12 protein-coding genes are annotated in these 14278 nt (G+C 39.8%); 11 read left to right on the top strand and 1 reads right to left on the bottom strand.

All coding sequences use genetic code 11. From position 1 onward, the window contains the following. The first annotated feature begins 64 nt into the window (after positions 1 to 64). From ACXAE4_RS07620 to ACXAE4_RS07665, 10 genes are all read left to right on the top strand, one after another. Entirely contained in the window at positions 65 to 1429 is a 1365-nt protein-coding gene (locus tag ACXAE4_RS07620) for an aspartate aminotransferase family protein (RefSeq protein ID WP_099331244.1), read from the top strand. A gap of 1 nt (position 1430) precedes the next feature. Then, positions 1431 to 2951, top strand: coding sequence for a pyridoxal phosphate-dependent decarboxylase family protein (locus ACXAE4_RS07625; protein WP_099331243.1), 1521 nt, complete (start codon positions 1431 to 1433; stop codon positions 2949 to 2951). After that, entirely contained in the window at positions 2929 to 4683 is a 1755-nt protein-coding gene (locus tag ACXAE4_RS07630; RefSeq protein WP_028415138.1) for an IucA/IucC family protein, read from the top strand. Before ACXAE4_RS07625 ends, ACXAE4_RS07630 begins: the two co-directional genes overlap by 23 nt. After that, entirely contained in the window at positions 4680 to 5273 is a 594-nt protein-coding gene (locus ACXAE4_RS07635; protein WP_028415137.1) for a GNAT family N-acetyltransferase, read from the top strand. The genes ACXAE4_RS07630 and ACXAE4_RS07635 overlap by 4 nt, the downstream gene beginning before the upstream one ends. Beyond that, the gene (locus ACXAE4_RS07640; protein ID WP_475235782.1) at positions 5252 to 6541 is read left to right on the top strand and encodes a lysine N(6)-hydroxylase/L-ornithine N(5)-oxygenase family protein; all 1290 of its coding nucleotides are present in this window, start codon (positions 5252 to 5254) and stop codon (positions 6539 to 6541) included. Before ACXAE4_RS07635 ends, ACXAE4_RS07640 begins: the two co-directional genes overlap by 22 nt. Positions 6542 to 6544: 3 nt before the next feature. Next, positions 6545 to 7699: an MFS transporter gene (locus ACXAE4_RS07645; protein WP_154989772.1), complete on the top strand. Its 1155-nt coding sequence runs from the start codon at positions 6545 to 6547 to the stop codon at positions 7697 to 7699. Beyond that, the gene (locus ACXAE4_RS07650) at positions 7696 to 9501 is read left to right on the top strand and encodes an IucA/IucC family protein (RefSeq protein ID WP_289578353.1); all 1806 of its coding nucleotides are present in this window, start codon (positions 7696 to 7698) and stop codon (positions 9499 to 9501) included. The genes ACXAE4_RS07645 and ACXAE4_RS07650 overlap by 4 nt, the downstream gene beginning before the upstream one ends. A gap of 284 nt (positions 9502 to 9785) precedes the next feature. After that, a complete protein-coding gene (gene purU / locus ACXAE4_RS07655) occupies positions 9786 to 10688 on the top strand; it encodes a formyltetrahydrofolate deformylase (RefSeq protein ID WP_028415133.1) in 903 nt (300 codons plus the stop codon). 268 nt (positions 10689 to 10956) lie between these two features. Further along, a complete protein-coding gene (locus tag ACXAE4_RS07660) occupies positions 10957 to 11751 on the top strand; it encodes a thymidylate synthase (RefSeq protein ID WP_013058746.1) in 795 nt (264 codons plus the stop codon). Continuing rightward, positions 11748 to 12233, top strand: coding sequence for a dihydrofolate reductase (locus tag ACXAE4_RS07665; RefSeq protein WP_028415131.1), 486 nt, complete (start codon positions 11748 to 11750; stop codon positions 12231 to 12233). The genes ACXAE4_RS07660 and ACXAE4_RS07665 overlap by 4 nt, the downstream gene beginning before the upstream one ends. Positions 12234 to 12527: 294 nt before the next feature. Here the strand turns inward: ACXAE4_RS07665 and ACXAE4_RS07670 are convergent, their stop codons facing one another. Further along, positions 12528 to 12746: a hypothetical protein gene (locus tag ACXAE4_RS07670; RefSeq protein ID WP_165636110.1), complete on the bottom strand. Its 219-nt coding sequence runs from the start codon at positions 12744 to 12746 to the stop codon at positions 12528 to 12530. Positions 12747 to 12977: 231 nt separating this feature from the next. Between ACXAE4_RS07670 and ilvA the strand changes: the two genes are divergently transcribed. Then, on the top strand, positions 12978 to 14249 hold the full coding sequence (gene ilvA, locus ACXAE4_RS07675; RefSeq protein WP_013084697.1) for a threonine ammonia-lyase IlvA: 1272 nt from the start codon (positions 12978 to 12980) through the stop codon (positions 14247 to 14249). Positions 14250 to 14278 lie beyond the last annotated feature (29 nt).

The following is a 14278-nucleotide window of genomic DNA, read 5'->3' on the forward strand; positions in this document are numbered from 1 at the left end:
TATCATTTATTGTTGTAATTGTTAATGAAAATCATTATCAATCGAACAAACAGGAGGATATGATATGTCAACGTCAACGAAACAACTTACATCAAACGAAATGCTGCTTGCTATGCAAAATGAACGAGAATCCAATGCAAGATCTTATCCTAGACGCCTTCCTATTGCGATTAAACAGGCAAAAGGCGCCGTGATCACGGATATGGATGGAAAAGAGTATATTGATTGTTTAGCCGGAGCCGGCACACTTGCTCTTGGTCATAACCATCACGTAGTTCATGAAGCAATTCAAGACGTTTTAGCAAAATCTATTCCTTTACATACATTAGATTTAACAACGCCTGTAAAAGAAGCTTTTATCGATGAAGTGTTCGCTAGTTTGCCGGAAAATTTCGCAAACAAAGCGAAAATTCAGTTTTGCGGTCCCACTGGAGGAGACGCAATTGAAGCGGCTTTGAAACTTGTGAAAACAGCAACAGGCAACCGAACGATTTTATCTTTTCAAGGGGGATATCACGGCTCCACACACGGAACATTAAGCATCAGCGGTACAACGAGTCCAAAAAAGCACATTCATGCGCTAGTGCCAGATACACATTTTTTACCCTACCCATATGAATATCGCTGCCCTTTTGGCGTAGGTGCTGAAGGACACACGTATATTAGTACATATATTGAAAATATGCTGGATGATCCTGAAAGCGGAATTGTGACTCCAGCGGGTGTTGTAGTAGAAATTGTACAAGGAGAAGGAGGTTCTGTTCCAGCACCGATTCCGTGGTTAAAAGAGCTTCGCCGAATTACAAAAGAACGAGATATTCCGCTTATTGTGGATGAAGTTCAAACTGGAATTGGACGAACAGGAAAACTGTATGCATTTGAGCACGCTGATATCGAACCGGATGTATTAGTACTGTCTAAAGCAATTGGAGGAAGCCTTCCATTATCCGTTGTTCTGTATGATAAAAGGCTTGATCAATGGGAAGCAGGTGCACATATCGGCACCTTTAGAGGAAATCAGCTTGCAATGGCTACAGGACGGGCTACTCTGCAATTTATAAAACAAGAAAACTTACCTGCGCATGCTCACGAGTTGGGAGCCTACATTCAAAGCCAGCTAAGACATATTCAAAAGCAAGTATTGTCGATTGGGGATGTACGCGGAAGAGGTTTGATGCTGGGTGTTGAAATCATCGACGCGACAAAGCCGGCTAATAAAATCGGCAGTCATCCTGCAAACGGTGAGTTAGCTAAGCTGATTCAAAAAGAATGTTTTGACAGAGGCGTCATTTTAGAAGTCGGTGGAAGGCATGGTGCTGTTATTCGTTTGCTTCCTCCATTAATTTTAACAAAACAACAAACGGATGAAATATTAACGAAATTTGAAGAAGCGGTAAAAGCAGCAGAAGAGAAGTGGGTGAATAAATAGAATGGCACCGTTTGAAAAGTGGTTTTTATCATCAACAAAGGAAAGCCTCGAGAATTATGAAGCGATGATAGGCGGAATGACTGAGATGATCAAACGTCACTACTATGAATTAAAGTCCGCTTATACTCACATCGACGTTGAAGAGCTGTCAAACTTAGTCAATCGTTCTGTCTATTTTAGCAAGCACGAACAGCCGCTAGAAGATTTATTTGATAACGTACAAGCAGTAGTGATGAATCATTCGCTTCATATTTCGCATCCCGGAGCAATGGCGCACTTGCATTGCCCTCCGATTATACCGGCTCTTGCTGCGGAAGTGATGATTTCTGCTTTGAATCAATCTATGGACTCGTGGGATCAAAGTCCGGCAGCTACGTATATAGAAGATAAAGTGATTGATGAGTTAACACAACAAATTGGTTATCCAAGCTCATCTTCAGGCATTTTTACAAGCGGAGGGACGCAGTCAAATTATATGGGACTCCTGCTTGCTCGTAATGAATATTGCCATTCTGCCTTTTCAATGGATGTTAGTAAAGAAGGCTTACCGTTCCAAGCTAAAAAACTGCGGATTTTCTGCTCGGAAAAAGCGCACTTTACGGTGCAACAATCTGCAGCTCAGCTTGGGCTGGGCATGCGTGCAGTGGTGAGTGTAAAGTGCAATGAGCAGCATGAAATGGATATAAAAAGCTTAGAAGAAGCAATACAGGAAGTGAAAGCTCAGGGCAACCTTCCCTTTGCTATTGTAGCAACGGCAGGTACAACAGATTTTGGGAGCGTAGATCCTCTTTTTGAAATAAGTGAGCTTGCTAAAAAAGAAGGGCTCTGGCTCCATGCTGACGCCGCTTATGGAGGAGCGCTGCTATTTTCGCATAAATATCGTGAACGCTTAAAAGCTCTTGAACGAGCAGATTCTATTACGATGGATTTTCATAAATGGTTTTATCAGCCTGTAAGCTGCGGAGCATTTTTGCTGAAAAATTCAGCTATGTTTAAACACATTCAGCTTCATGCAGATTATTTAAATCCTGAAGAAGATGAGCATGTGCACCTAGTAGACCGCAGCATTCAAACGACAAAGCGGTTTGACGCCTTGAAGCTCTGGCTTACTTTCGGTGCAGTAGGTGCAAATGAATACGGAGAAATGGTTGACCACACGATTGAAACTGCTAAGCAAACAGCTGACTACTTACAAAAACAAAGGAATGTAGAAGTGTTAAATGACCCTTATATGAACGCGGTTGTCTTTCGCTATGTACCAGATATTTTATATAGTGATTGTCAAAAGCAGCAGCATTATGAAAATAGGTTGAATCAGCTTATTCAGCAGCACTTATACGAAAAAGGCACGTTTATCATGGCAAAAACAAAGCATAAAGAACGAGTCTATTTAAAACTAACGATGTTAAATCCTATGATTACATTTGATTCTGTTGTCACTCATTTAGAGGAAGTTGTTGCTTTAGGCAAACAGTTGGAGAAAAAGGAGGAGCGATTACGTGAACGCTCAGTTATCGGCTAATTTTATTACGATGCAAAACATTATTAATTGCTATATTCGAGAGACAGGTAAGGGAGTATGGCAGTCCGTTTCAGAAATAAAAAGTGAGGAAACGCTCGTTCTTAGACTAGAAAAACAGCCGGTAACTCTTTACTTTCCAGTAAAGTACCGCTCAGCCACCGGACGTCACTTGTTCTTTTCAAACTTTTCTTATCGTATTCAGCAAGAGGAGATTAAGGAGTTAGATATCGTCACTCTTTTGGCCTTTCTTTTAAAAGAAGTAACGGATCATTTAGTACAAGTAAATGAGCTAATTATACGTGTTCTATTAAGCTATGAAAATATGAAATTATTCATTGAAAAAAGGCAGAAAGAGTTAGAAACGTGCTATAAATGGGACAAAACGTTCTTAGAATCTGAACAGTCCCTGCTTATTGGGCACCAGCTGCATCCAACACCTAAAAGCCGCCAAGGGATATTACCTGAAGAAGAAGAGGTATTTGGACCTGAAGTGAACGGGGAATTTCAGCTTCATTATTTTAAAGCGCATGCATCTCTCGTTGCAGAACAGTCCGCTGGAAATCAAACCGCTTCACAGCTTATTAAAGAGCAGCTGAAAAAAGATAAGACGGTTTCTGAAGAATTCATACAGTCTTATTGCCAAGCGGACGATTATTCACTTATACCTATGCATCCGCTACAAGCTCGTTATCTTTTAGGAAAAGAAGAAGTGTGCCAATGGATTCAAAAAGGCAGGCTTGCTTATCTAGGGCCACACGGTCAGCCGTTTTATCCGACTTCGTCTGTTCGAACCGTATACAGTAACAATGCAGATGTGATGTACAAATTTTCCATTCCGGTAAAAATCACTAATTCACTGAGAGTGAACAAACGCAAAGAATTAAGCAGAGGGGTAGAAGTTAGCCGTTTATTGCAAAAGGGATTACAGGCGGAGCTTCACGAAAATCATCCGGCTTTTCAAGTAATTGAAGACCCTGCTTACATCACGCTTGGAGAAAAGGAGCTTGGATTTGAAGTTATGATTCGAAGCAATCCTTTTCAAGGTAAGCAAGGGGATCGTACAACACTTCTAGCCAGTTTGTGTCAAGATCATGTGTTTGGAGAAGCTTCTCAAATTGAAAATATTATTCATCACATTGCTGCAAGTGAAAATAGCACGACTGAAGATGTAAGCAAGCGCTGGTTTAAACGCTATTTAGACGTATCTTTTCATCCTATGATGTGGCTTTACACTCAAAAAGGAATTGCGCTGGAAGCTCATCAGCAAAACTCCGTTATTAAACTTGATGAAAACGGATATCCATCGGTGTTTTACTACCGCGATAACCAAGGCTATTACTTTATGAAATCAAAGGAACAAGAGCTTCGCAAGCTGCTTCCTTCCTTAAACGGAGAAAGCGATACGGTCTGTGATGACGCTGTAGCAGAAGAAAGATTTCGTTATTACGTATTTTTTAATCATATTTTAGGATTAGTTAACGCTTTTGGTGCAGCTGGCCTCGCTCAAGAATCAGATCTGCTATTGATTTTGCGACAAGAGATCGAGATGTACAAAGAAAATGACCATACAGGGCTTGTTTCATCAATGTTAGAAGAGAAAGTGCTTCCTTGCAAAGCCAACTTCTTAACGCGCGTTCATGATATGGATGAGCTGGTAGGATCTCTTGAAACACAGTCTGTTTATGTAAATGTCGAGAATCCATTGTTCGAATCTGCAGGTGTACGTGTATGAAATCAGCCTTGCAAACGCAGTATCCATTTATGATTCAGCAAAAGGAGCAGAGCATTACCTTTCGCTCTGTTTCTTTTGCAAAAGATTTCGAACGGCTGTACAAGTGGATGCATGAACCGCATGTTATTCCGTATTGGAATTTAAATATTTCAAAACAGGCGTACGAGCAGCATTTAAAAACATTTCTAGCTGATTCTCATCAAAAGCTGCTAATCGGAGAAATTGATGGTGTACCTATGAGCTATTGGGAATCTTATATGGTTGAAGGTGACATAATCAGTAACTATTATCCTTATGAAAAAGGAGATCAAGGAATTCATTTATTGATTGGAGAACCTGCTTTTTTAGGAAAAGGCTATATTTATCCGCTCCTTCTTAGTTTGCTAAAGCATAAGTTTAACGTAGCAGACACTGCTAAAGTAATAGCGGAGCCAGATAGACGAAATGAAAAAATGATTGCAGTATTTAAAAAATGCGGGTTTCAATTCATGAAAGAAGTGTCGCTGCCTGATAAAACGGGTGTACTGATGAAATGTGAAAGAGAAGTATTTGAAAGAAGGTGGAGCGAATGGAACAACGGGACATTTTAGACGTAATTGGAGTAGGAGTTGGTCCATTTAATTTAGGATTAGCCGCTTTAATTGATAAAAAAGATTGTACATATAAATGTTTTGAACAAAAGGATGAGTTTAATTGGCATCCAGGAATGCTTTTAGAAGGGACAACACTTCAAGTGCCGTTTATGGCAGATGTGGTCACGATGGTGGATCCGAAGAGTCCATACACGTTCTTAAATTATTTGCATGAGCATGCGCGCTTGTATCAGTTTTATTTCTTTGAAAAGTTTCATATTCCGAGAAATGAATACAATCACTATTGCCGCTGGGTAGCGAGCCAGCTGAGTGGGCTTGAATTTAACAGCACAGTAAAAGAAGTAAAAATGCATGAAGACGCTAAGCCTTACTACGAAGTAACAGTTGAAAAAGAAGGAAAGCTTTATACCTATTACAGCTATCATCTTGTTACTGGAGTAGGTACGCAGCCCGTAGTGCCAAGAGACTTTCAAACAGTGGCAAGCGATACGTTTTATCACTCCGCTCATTACAAAATGAAGCGTCAGCAAACGCTGCAGGCTAAAAGCATAACCGTAATTGGCTCTGGTCAAAGTGCAGCTGAAATTGTCTATGATTTACTTCAACAGCAGCCTGAGTTTGAGTATAAGCTGAATTGGTATACGCGCTCAAAAGGTTTTTATCCAATGGAATATTCAAAGCTTGGCCTTGAACATTTTTCACCGGATTATACCCGCTATTTTTACAGATTGCCCGAAGAGAAAAAAGAGAGCGTTTTACGAAATCAAGCTCTCCTCTATAAAGGAATAAGCTTTGAAACAATCGGGAATATTTATGATTTGATTTACGAACGAACAATTGGAGGAAAAGAAGTGCCTCTAACGATGCGCGCGCTTACGGAACTTGCAGGCGTTGAAAAGATAAACGATACACATCTTCTGACTCTTCACCAATACGAGCAGGACTCATTTGAAAAAGAAGAAAGTGAAATTGTCATTATGGCTACTGGCTATCATGCAAAAGAGCCTGCTTTTATGGAAGGTTTAAAAGAACATGTACTATTCGATGAAAAAGGCCAGCTGAAAATTAACGAACGCTATCAAGTTGAGATGAAGAAGAAAGGAGCCCCGCTATTTGTGCAAAACGGAGAGCTTCATACACACGGAGTTGGAGCACCGGACTTAGGTTTAGGCGCTTATCGCAATGCTGTTTTGATTAACCAAATTGCAGGCAACAGCGTGTACAAAATATATAAAAATACTGTTTTCCAAAAGTTCGGATTTTAAGAAATGATTTCTCCGCGCTTTGTTTTTATCTGCTTGTTTATGACCATGACGTCAGAAGTATTATTATCACCATTTTATCCACAGTATTTTACACATGCATTTCATGTAGATGGAGTGGCGATGACGTCTTTTTTCATTATTTGCTGCCGGATTGTGGTCATTGTTATGACACCTTTATGGGGAATGCTGTTTAAGAAATGGAACGTAAAATATGTAGTTGTAACGTCACTTTTAATGACGGCCTTAATTAAAGTCATTTTGAGCGAAGTTTCTACTTTTTATGGATTTTTAGCTACTTCCTTAGTGCTGCTCCTATTTCAAAGCAGTTTATATCTTTTGTACCCCTATTTAGTAGGCGGCATGAAAAAAGGACAGAAAAAGGCAAGTGCTGCAACAACGTATGTATTTATTGTTCATACGGCGATTATTGTCGCTAGCTTGTTTGGAAGTACGGTTATTGCATGGGAAATGCCGCTTAACGTATATCAATACTTTGCTTTAATTGATATGGTACTGGCCGTATGGCTCTTAACAAGAAAAGCATTACCTTTAAAAGCAGAAAAAACGCCATCCATTCAAAGCATAAACGAGCCCATCTTTTTTTATTTGCTGGCGATTTTCTTTTTTTACCTTGGGCACAATGTCATTCGCCCTTATTTTACATTGTTTACACATGAAACATATGGCATGAGCAGTCAAGGCAGCGCTTTGCTGTATGCGATGCCGAGTATTATGGCGATTGTCTTAAAGCTTACGGTACCTACCAAACTATTGAACGGCAACGTTATACCGCTTTTTTATGGCATAACGGGTGCTAGTGTTTTGGTGCTGTGTTTGCAGGCATATGCTGATCATCTCAGCGTGTTTATTATCAGCCGAATTTTATATGGAGCCGGGTTTTATCTCAGCATGGTTATACTGGATATCTATTTATTTCGAAAAAGTAAAGAAGCGGCTGCTTACTATTACAGCTGGCTTATTGCTGTTCAAAATATCGCTCTGCTGATTGCACCGATTGTAGCATTAGAAATCAGCAAAGTGGATTTGGCATTTCCTTTAGTAGCGGGAGCAGCTGCTTTGCTAGCTGCTAGCGCTGTAATGCCGCTGCGTAATAAAACAATCCCTATTCTAAGACAAGTAAAGGAGAATGAAGGATGAAAATCAAAGAAACGAATCTTTCCGTATTTAATAAGCAATCATGGGAAAAAGCAAATCGACAGCTTTTAGCTAAAATGCTGCAGGAATTTATGTATGAAAATATTATTGAGCCAAAACAGCTGCAAAAGCAGGGTGCGCTTGCCACGTATCGATGGGAAGATCACCGGGGCGTTACGTATACATATCAAGCGAAACAACGATTGTTTGACAGTTTTTCTGTACTACCAGAAAGTATTAAGTTGACATCTAAAACGTCAACCCCTACATTTTCGGAGGCCTTGCAGCTGTTAATTAGCCTATCTGAAGACAAAGGAATGTCTAGCTCAACCGCAGGTCACTTAGCAAAAGAATATTTTCATACATTAATAGCAGATTTGCATTTACAAAATCGAAAATCAGCTGATGAATTAGCAGATATGGATTACGCAGAGCTAGAAGGTGAAATGACGGGACATCCTTGGATTACGTATAATAAAGGGCGCATTGGGTTTGGTTATGATGACTATCTTCGGTTTGCGCCTGAGCAAAAACAAGAAATTCAGCTTTCATGGATTGCTGTAGAGAAGCAAATTGCTTCATTTCATTCGTTGGATACCCTCGGCTTTGATGATGTTATGAAGCAGGAGCTAAGCGGTGAGAGGCTAGCTGAATTTGAAAAAGAATTAACAAGCCAAGGCCTTTCGAAAGCGGACTATTATTATATTCCCGTTCATGAATGGCAGTGGATGAACGTAATTGTTCCTTTATTCGCTGAATACATTGCAAATGATTTAATTGTTCCGTTAGGAGAAGGTGAAGATCAATACTTTCCTCAGCAGTCGATTCGGACATTTGTGAATACAACAAATCGAGATAAATATCATGTAAAGCTTCCCATGAGTATATTAAATACCCTTGTATACAGAGGGCTTCCAAGTGAGCGGACGGTCATTGCACCTCAAGTCACTCAGCACATTAAAGGCATACGAGATCGCGATGCGTTTTTAAAAGATACGTGCAAAGTAGGACTTTTAGGTGAAGTGGCTACGTTAAACGTAACTCAGCGGACGTTCGCTTCTATTAAAAATGCGCCTTATCAGTATCTAGAGATGCTTGGAGTCGTTTGGCGTGAAAGCATTTATCAAGAGCTAGAAGAAGGAGAGCATGCGATTACGCTAGCTGCGCTTTTACATGTTGACAGTAAAGGGAAAGCTTTAGTTTCGTCATATATTGAAAAGTCAGGCTTAACTCCTAACGAGTGGATTGATGCGCTAACCAGCGCTGTGTTGCCGCCGCTACTTCATTACTTGTATCAATACGGCACTGTATTTTCCCCGCACGGTCAAAATACGGTACTGGTTCTTAAAAACAACAAGCCCGTTCGAATTATTATGAAGGATTTTGTAGACGACGTGAATATTAGCGATCAGCCGTTTGAAGAACTGCAGCAGCTATCTTTTGAATTAAAAGAAGTGCTGCGCAGCGAAGAGCCGGAAGGATTGACGCAGTTTATTTTAACAGGGTTATTTGTTTGTCACTTCCGCTATTTAGCAAGCATCTTAGAAGAGCATGAAGGTGTAGAAGAAGAGGACTTTTGGAAAAGTGTACGAGCAGAAATCTTGCATTATCAAGCATCATTTCCACATTTGAAAAAACGATTTGAACTGTTTGATTTATTACGTCCAACCATTACGAAATTAACGTTAAATCGAAATCGAATGTTTGATTACGGATACGAAGATGACGGAGATCGTCCTCACGCAAGCGAATATGGTACGGTGAGGAATGCCTTGCATGAAGTTAGTGAAAAAGCCGTGCAATAATAAGGAAAAGCCGCTGGTGTTGTGCCAGCGGCTTTTTATGGTTAATTCAAAAGCAGGAAGCGAAGGGGATGAGCTGCAGCACTTTAGGAAACACTCATTTTATGTATGTGTAGAACGTAAAGATCAGTGAATGAACGATTTGATGGAGTAGATGGTAGAACAACAAATACGCAAGCCGAAGCAAACGTTTCGGCTTTCTTTTGTCAAAGCCTTATTTCAATGTCGCATCGCTACAAGGATAATGGTACAATTGTCTGTATATTTAAAAAAAGAGAGGGAATTACATGAAATCGCATATTCAAAAACATTTAACTTCATATAAAGAGAAATATAAAAACCGAGGTCGGCTGCTAATTAGCTGTCCGGACAAACCGGGTATTGTAGCCGCTGTGTCTACGTTTTTACATGAGCACGGTGCAAATATTGTAGAATCAAGTCAACATTCAACAAACCATGAAGGCGGCATGTTTTTTATCCGTTTCGAATTTGAATGTGAGGATTTATTAGCTAAAGAAGTAAAGCTAGAAGAAAGCTTCAAAAAGATTGCCGATACATTTTCGATGAACTGGCAGTTTACATATGCTCATAATTTGAAAAAAACAGCTATTTTTGTGTCAAAAGAGCCTCACTGTCTGCTAGAGCTGCTGTGGGCGTGGGAAAGCGGAGACTTGATGACAGACATCGCTGTCGTTGTAAGCAATCACGAAGATGCGCGCGAAGTAGTTGAATCGTTTGGCATTCCATTTAAGCATATACCAGCGACAAAAGACATTCGTCAAGAAGCAGAAGCAAAACAGCTTCAAGTATTAAAAGATTATGATATTGATGTAATTATCTTAGCGCGTTATATGCAAATTTTAACGCCGACCTTTGTGGCTGAAAATCCGTATCGCATTATTAATATTCACCATTCATTCTTACCGGCATTCATTGGAGCACGTCCATATGAACGTGCATATCAACGAGGCGTAAAATTAATTGGTGCTACGTCTCACTATGTAACGGACGACTTGGATGAAGGACCAATTATTGAACAAGATATTGAACGCGTGAATCACCGTGATGATGCGGATGACTTAAAGAAAAAAGGCCGCTTAATTGAACGTACGGTGCTTGCACGCGCTGTGAAATGGCACTTAGAAGACCGCATTTTAGTGCATGAAAACCGCACAATTGTATTTAATTAACAAAGACTAAGCTGTTAAAAAGTAGTTTAGCCGAAGGAAATCCGAACGATGAATCGAGATTCTTGAGAGAGAATGAAATTCGTTCGGATTTTTTTATGGTCATGGTAAACGTAGGTTTCATTAGGTCTCATTCTCGTTTTTTTTTTCGGGGAAATCGCGTACCTACATGATAAAGAACTTTTCTATATGAGCTGAGATTTAGTTGTTTACTTAGCCCGTGAACACTTATACAATAGAAAAGGACTTTTTAATAAAGGAAGTGTCGGAAGTGAAACAATATCTTGAACTTTGCGAGCATGTGTTAGCAAATGGAACAAAAAAAGAAGATCGGACAGGAACAGGTACAATTAGCACATTTGGCTATCAAATGCGTTTTAATTTACAAGAAGGTTTCCCGGTATTAACGACAAAAAAACTTCATTTGAAATCAATTATTCATGAACTGCTTTGGTTTTTACAAGGAGATACAAACGTTAAGTATTTACAAGATAACGGCGTGCGCATTTGGAATGAATGGGCGGATGAAAACGGCGAGCTTGGCCCTGTATATGGTCATCAGTGGCGTTCATGGCCAACGCCGGACGGCGAAAAAATTGATCAAATTACAAATGTTATTAATCAAATCAAAAACAATCCTGATTCGCGCCGCTTAATGGTAAGCGCCTGGAATGTATCTGATGTAGACAATATGGCTTTGCCGCCTTGTCACTGCTTATTTCAGTTTTATGTAGCGGACGGCAAATTGTCTTGTCAATTGTATCAGCGCTCAGCTGATATTTTCCTAGGCGTACCGTTTAATATAGCTTCATATGCGCTGCTTACAATGATGGTGGCACAAGTGTGTGATTTAGAGCCGGGTGATTTTGTTCATACGTTTGGTGATGCGCATATCTACAGCAATCACATCGAACAAGTAAACCTGCAGTTGACGCGCGAGCCTCATGCATTACCAAAAATGAAAATCAATCCAGACGTAAAATCAATTTTTGACTTTAAATTTGAAGACTTTGAGTTAGTAGATTATAATGCGCATCCTCACATTAAAGGAGCTGTGAGCGTATGATTTCCCTCATTGTCGCAATGGATCAAAATAGGCTGATTGGTAAAGAGAATGATTTGCCATGGCGTCTTCCGGAAGATTTAAAGTATTTCAAGCGCATCACAACGAGTCATACGATTGTAATGGGAAGAAAAACATTTGAATCAATTGGACGACCGCTCCCTAATCGCGAAAATGTGGTTCTTACGCGTCAAAAAGATTATCAGCAAGAAGGAGCAACCGTTATTCATTCAGTTGAGGAACTAGAAGCATTAGATGCTGAAAAAGAAGACGAGCTCTTTGTGATTGGTGGAGCTACTCTGTATGAGCAAACATTAGACGTTGCAAACCGACTTTATATTACGCATATTGAAGAATCTTTTGACGGCGATACACATTTTCCTGCGATTGATTTGAGCGAATGGAAAGTTATTTCGAAGCAGCAAGGAATTAAAGATGAAAAAAATCCCTACACGTATTATTTTACCGTATACGAGCGAAGCTGATTTCCCTTATTAAAAAAATGCGAGTCTGGGACAAAAGTATGGTAGTTGAAGAAAGATCCGAACGATTCATCGTTCGGATCTTTCTTTGTGATGGTGAACGTAGGTTTCATGTATGTAGGTGCTTTTAGCAGTTGATTGGAGGGCAAGGCGAAGACCCATGCGGGAGCGGAAGCAATGAGGAGGCTCACCGCCCGCGGAAAGCGAAGTCTTGCACGGAAATCAACTGCGGTGTAAAAACCGATTCATATTAGACGTCTTTAGGTGAGGTCTATTTCGTTATGTCTCAATCTCTTTTTATATTGATTTTAATTGCTTCATCATTTCGTGAAAAGCGGCTGTGCTAACAAACTGTTCAGCGCTCCAGTTTGCTTCAATCCATTGAATCAGCTCGCTTGGTGTATTAAAAACTTCTCCGCTTGTATCTGCTTTGCGAAGCATATATCTACCGTTTTCTTCATCTGCAACTACTTCGCACAGAATGGCACTTTCATAACTTTGAAGTGAAAACTCCATTTATTCCACAACCTTTCTTAATTTATACCTGTTATAGCATCAGCTGCATGTAGAAAGTATGGGCAATTTTGTAAGTCTATTTAGCGTTTGCTAAACATATGTAAAGTATGTGGACAGTAAAATAGTTGGAAAAGTTTTTTTAGTCATTATTAATGAAAAATAATGATTTTTCTAAATTTTATGTGATATAATGTACAAATTAATAATGGTAGAAGAGGAAGGAAGTTGGTTATGAAACAACAAGTAGATAATCGAACAAAACACGTACATTTAGAGGACATCATGATTGCAAATCAATTGATTAAAGATGTTGTTGTGCATACACCACTACAGCGTAATGACGTTTTGTCTGAACGATATGAATGTAATATCTATTTAAAACGTGAGGATTTACAGGTGGTGCGCTCATTTAAAATCCGCGGTGCGTACAATCGAATCAAAAAGTTATCCCCAGAAGAATTAGAAAATGGAATTGCCTGTGCAAGTGCAGGAAACCACGCACAAGGTGTAGCATATGCGTGCCGTCATTTAAATATCGATGGTAAAATCTTTATGCCGAGCACAACGCCACGCCAAAAAATTAATCAAGTGAAATTTCTAGGCAAAGATAACGTAAAGGTCGTACTAATCGGAGATACGTTTGATGATTCTTATGAACAAGCTATTGCATGCAGTGAAGAGGAGCATCGAACATTTATTCATCCATTTAATGATGTAGACGTTATTGCAGGACAGGGTACAGTAGCCGTTGAAATGTTCAATGACTGTGAAGATGAAATTGACTACGTATTTGCGGGTATCGGCGGGGGCGGATTAATTTCCGGTGTCGGCACATACGTAAAAAGCATCTCGCCTCAAACAGCTGTGATTGGGGTAGAACCAGCAGGCGCGCCTGGTATGCAGACATCTTTAGCAAATGGAAATGTAGTGACGCTACCGGCAATCGATCCATTTGTAGACGGAGCGGCTGTTAAAACAGTTGGAACGCTTCCGTATGACATCAGTAAAGAGCTTGTGGACGATATTGTAGTTGTTCCTGAAGGCAAGGTTTGCACAACCATTTTATCTCTATACAATGAAAATGCGATTGTAGCAGAACCAGCAGGAGCTCTTTCGATTGCTGCTCTTGACTCATACCGTGAGCAAATTAAAGGAAAAACGGTTGTTTGCGTCATCAGCGGAGGCAACAATGACATTGGACGTATGCAAGAAATCAAAGAACGTTCGATGATTTATGAAGGATTACAGCATTATTTTATCGTTAACTTCCCTCAGCGCGCAGGAGCTCTTCGTGAATTTTTAGACGAAGTGCTTGGACCGACAGACGATATTTCGCGCTTTGAGTATACGAAAAAGAATAACAAAGACAGCGGGCCTGCACTTGTGGGAATCGAGCTTAAGCATAAAGAAGATTATTATCCACTAATTAATCGTATGGATAAAAAAGGATTTCCTTACACAGAAATTAATAAAGAAAGCAACTTGTTTCACTTATTTATTTAAATAGAAGCTCGTTTTAAAAAGGAATGCTT

The sequence above is a fragment of the Priestia sp. ABM2_011 genome (assembly GCF_056158845.1).

Coding starts and splice junctions, on each gene's coding strand:
- ACXAE4_RS07620 (WP_099331244.1), top strand. CDS start 65: ATGTCAACGTCAACGAAACAACTTACATCAAACGAAATGCTGCTTGCT.
- ACXAE4_RS07625 (WP_099331243.1), top strand. CDS start 1,431: ATGGCACCGTTTGAAAAGTGGTTTTTATCATCAACAAAGGAAAGCCTC.
- ACXAE4_RS07635 (WP_028415137.1), top strand. CDS start 4,680: ATGAAATCAGCCTTGCAAACGCAGTATCCATTTATGATTCAGCAAAAG.
- ACXAE4_RS07640 (WP_475235782.1), top strand. CDS start 5,252: ATGGAACAACGGGACATTTTAGACGTAATTGGAGTAGGAGTTGGTCCA.
- ACXAE4_RS07645 (WP_154989772.1), top strand. CDS start 6,545: ATGATTTCTCCGCGCTTTGTTTTTATCTGCTTGTTTATGACCATGACG.
- ACXAE4_RS07650 (WP_289578353.1), top strand. CDS start 7,696: ATGAAAATCAAAGAAACGAATCTTTCCGTATTTAATAAGCAATCATGG.
- purU (WP_028415133.1), top strand. CDS start 9,786: ATGAAATCGCATATTCAAAAACATTTAACTTCATATAAAGAGAAATAT.
- ACXAE4_RS07665 (WP_028415131.1), top strand. CDS start 11,748: ATGATTTCCCTCATTGTCGCAATGGATCAAAATAGGCTGATTGGTAAA.
- ACXAE4_RS07670 (WP_165636110.1), bottom strand. CDS start 12,746: ATGGAGTTTTCACTTCAAAGTTATGAAAGTGCCATTCTGTGCGAAGTA.
- ilvA (WP_013084697.1), top strand. CDS start 12,978: ATGAAACAACAAGTAGATAATCGAACAAAACACGTACATTTAGAGGAC.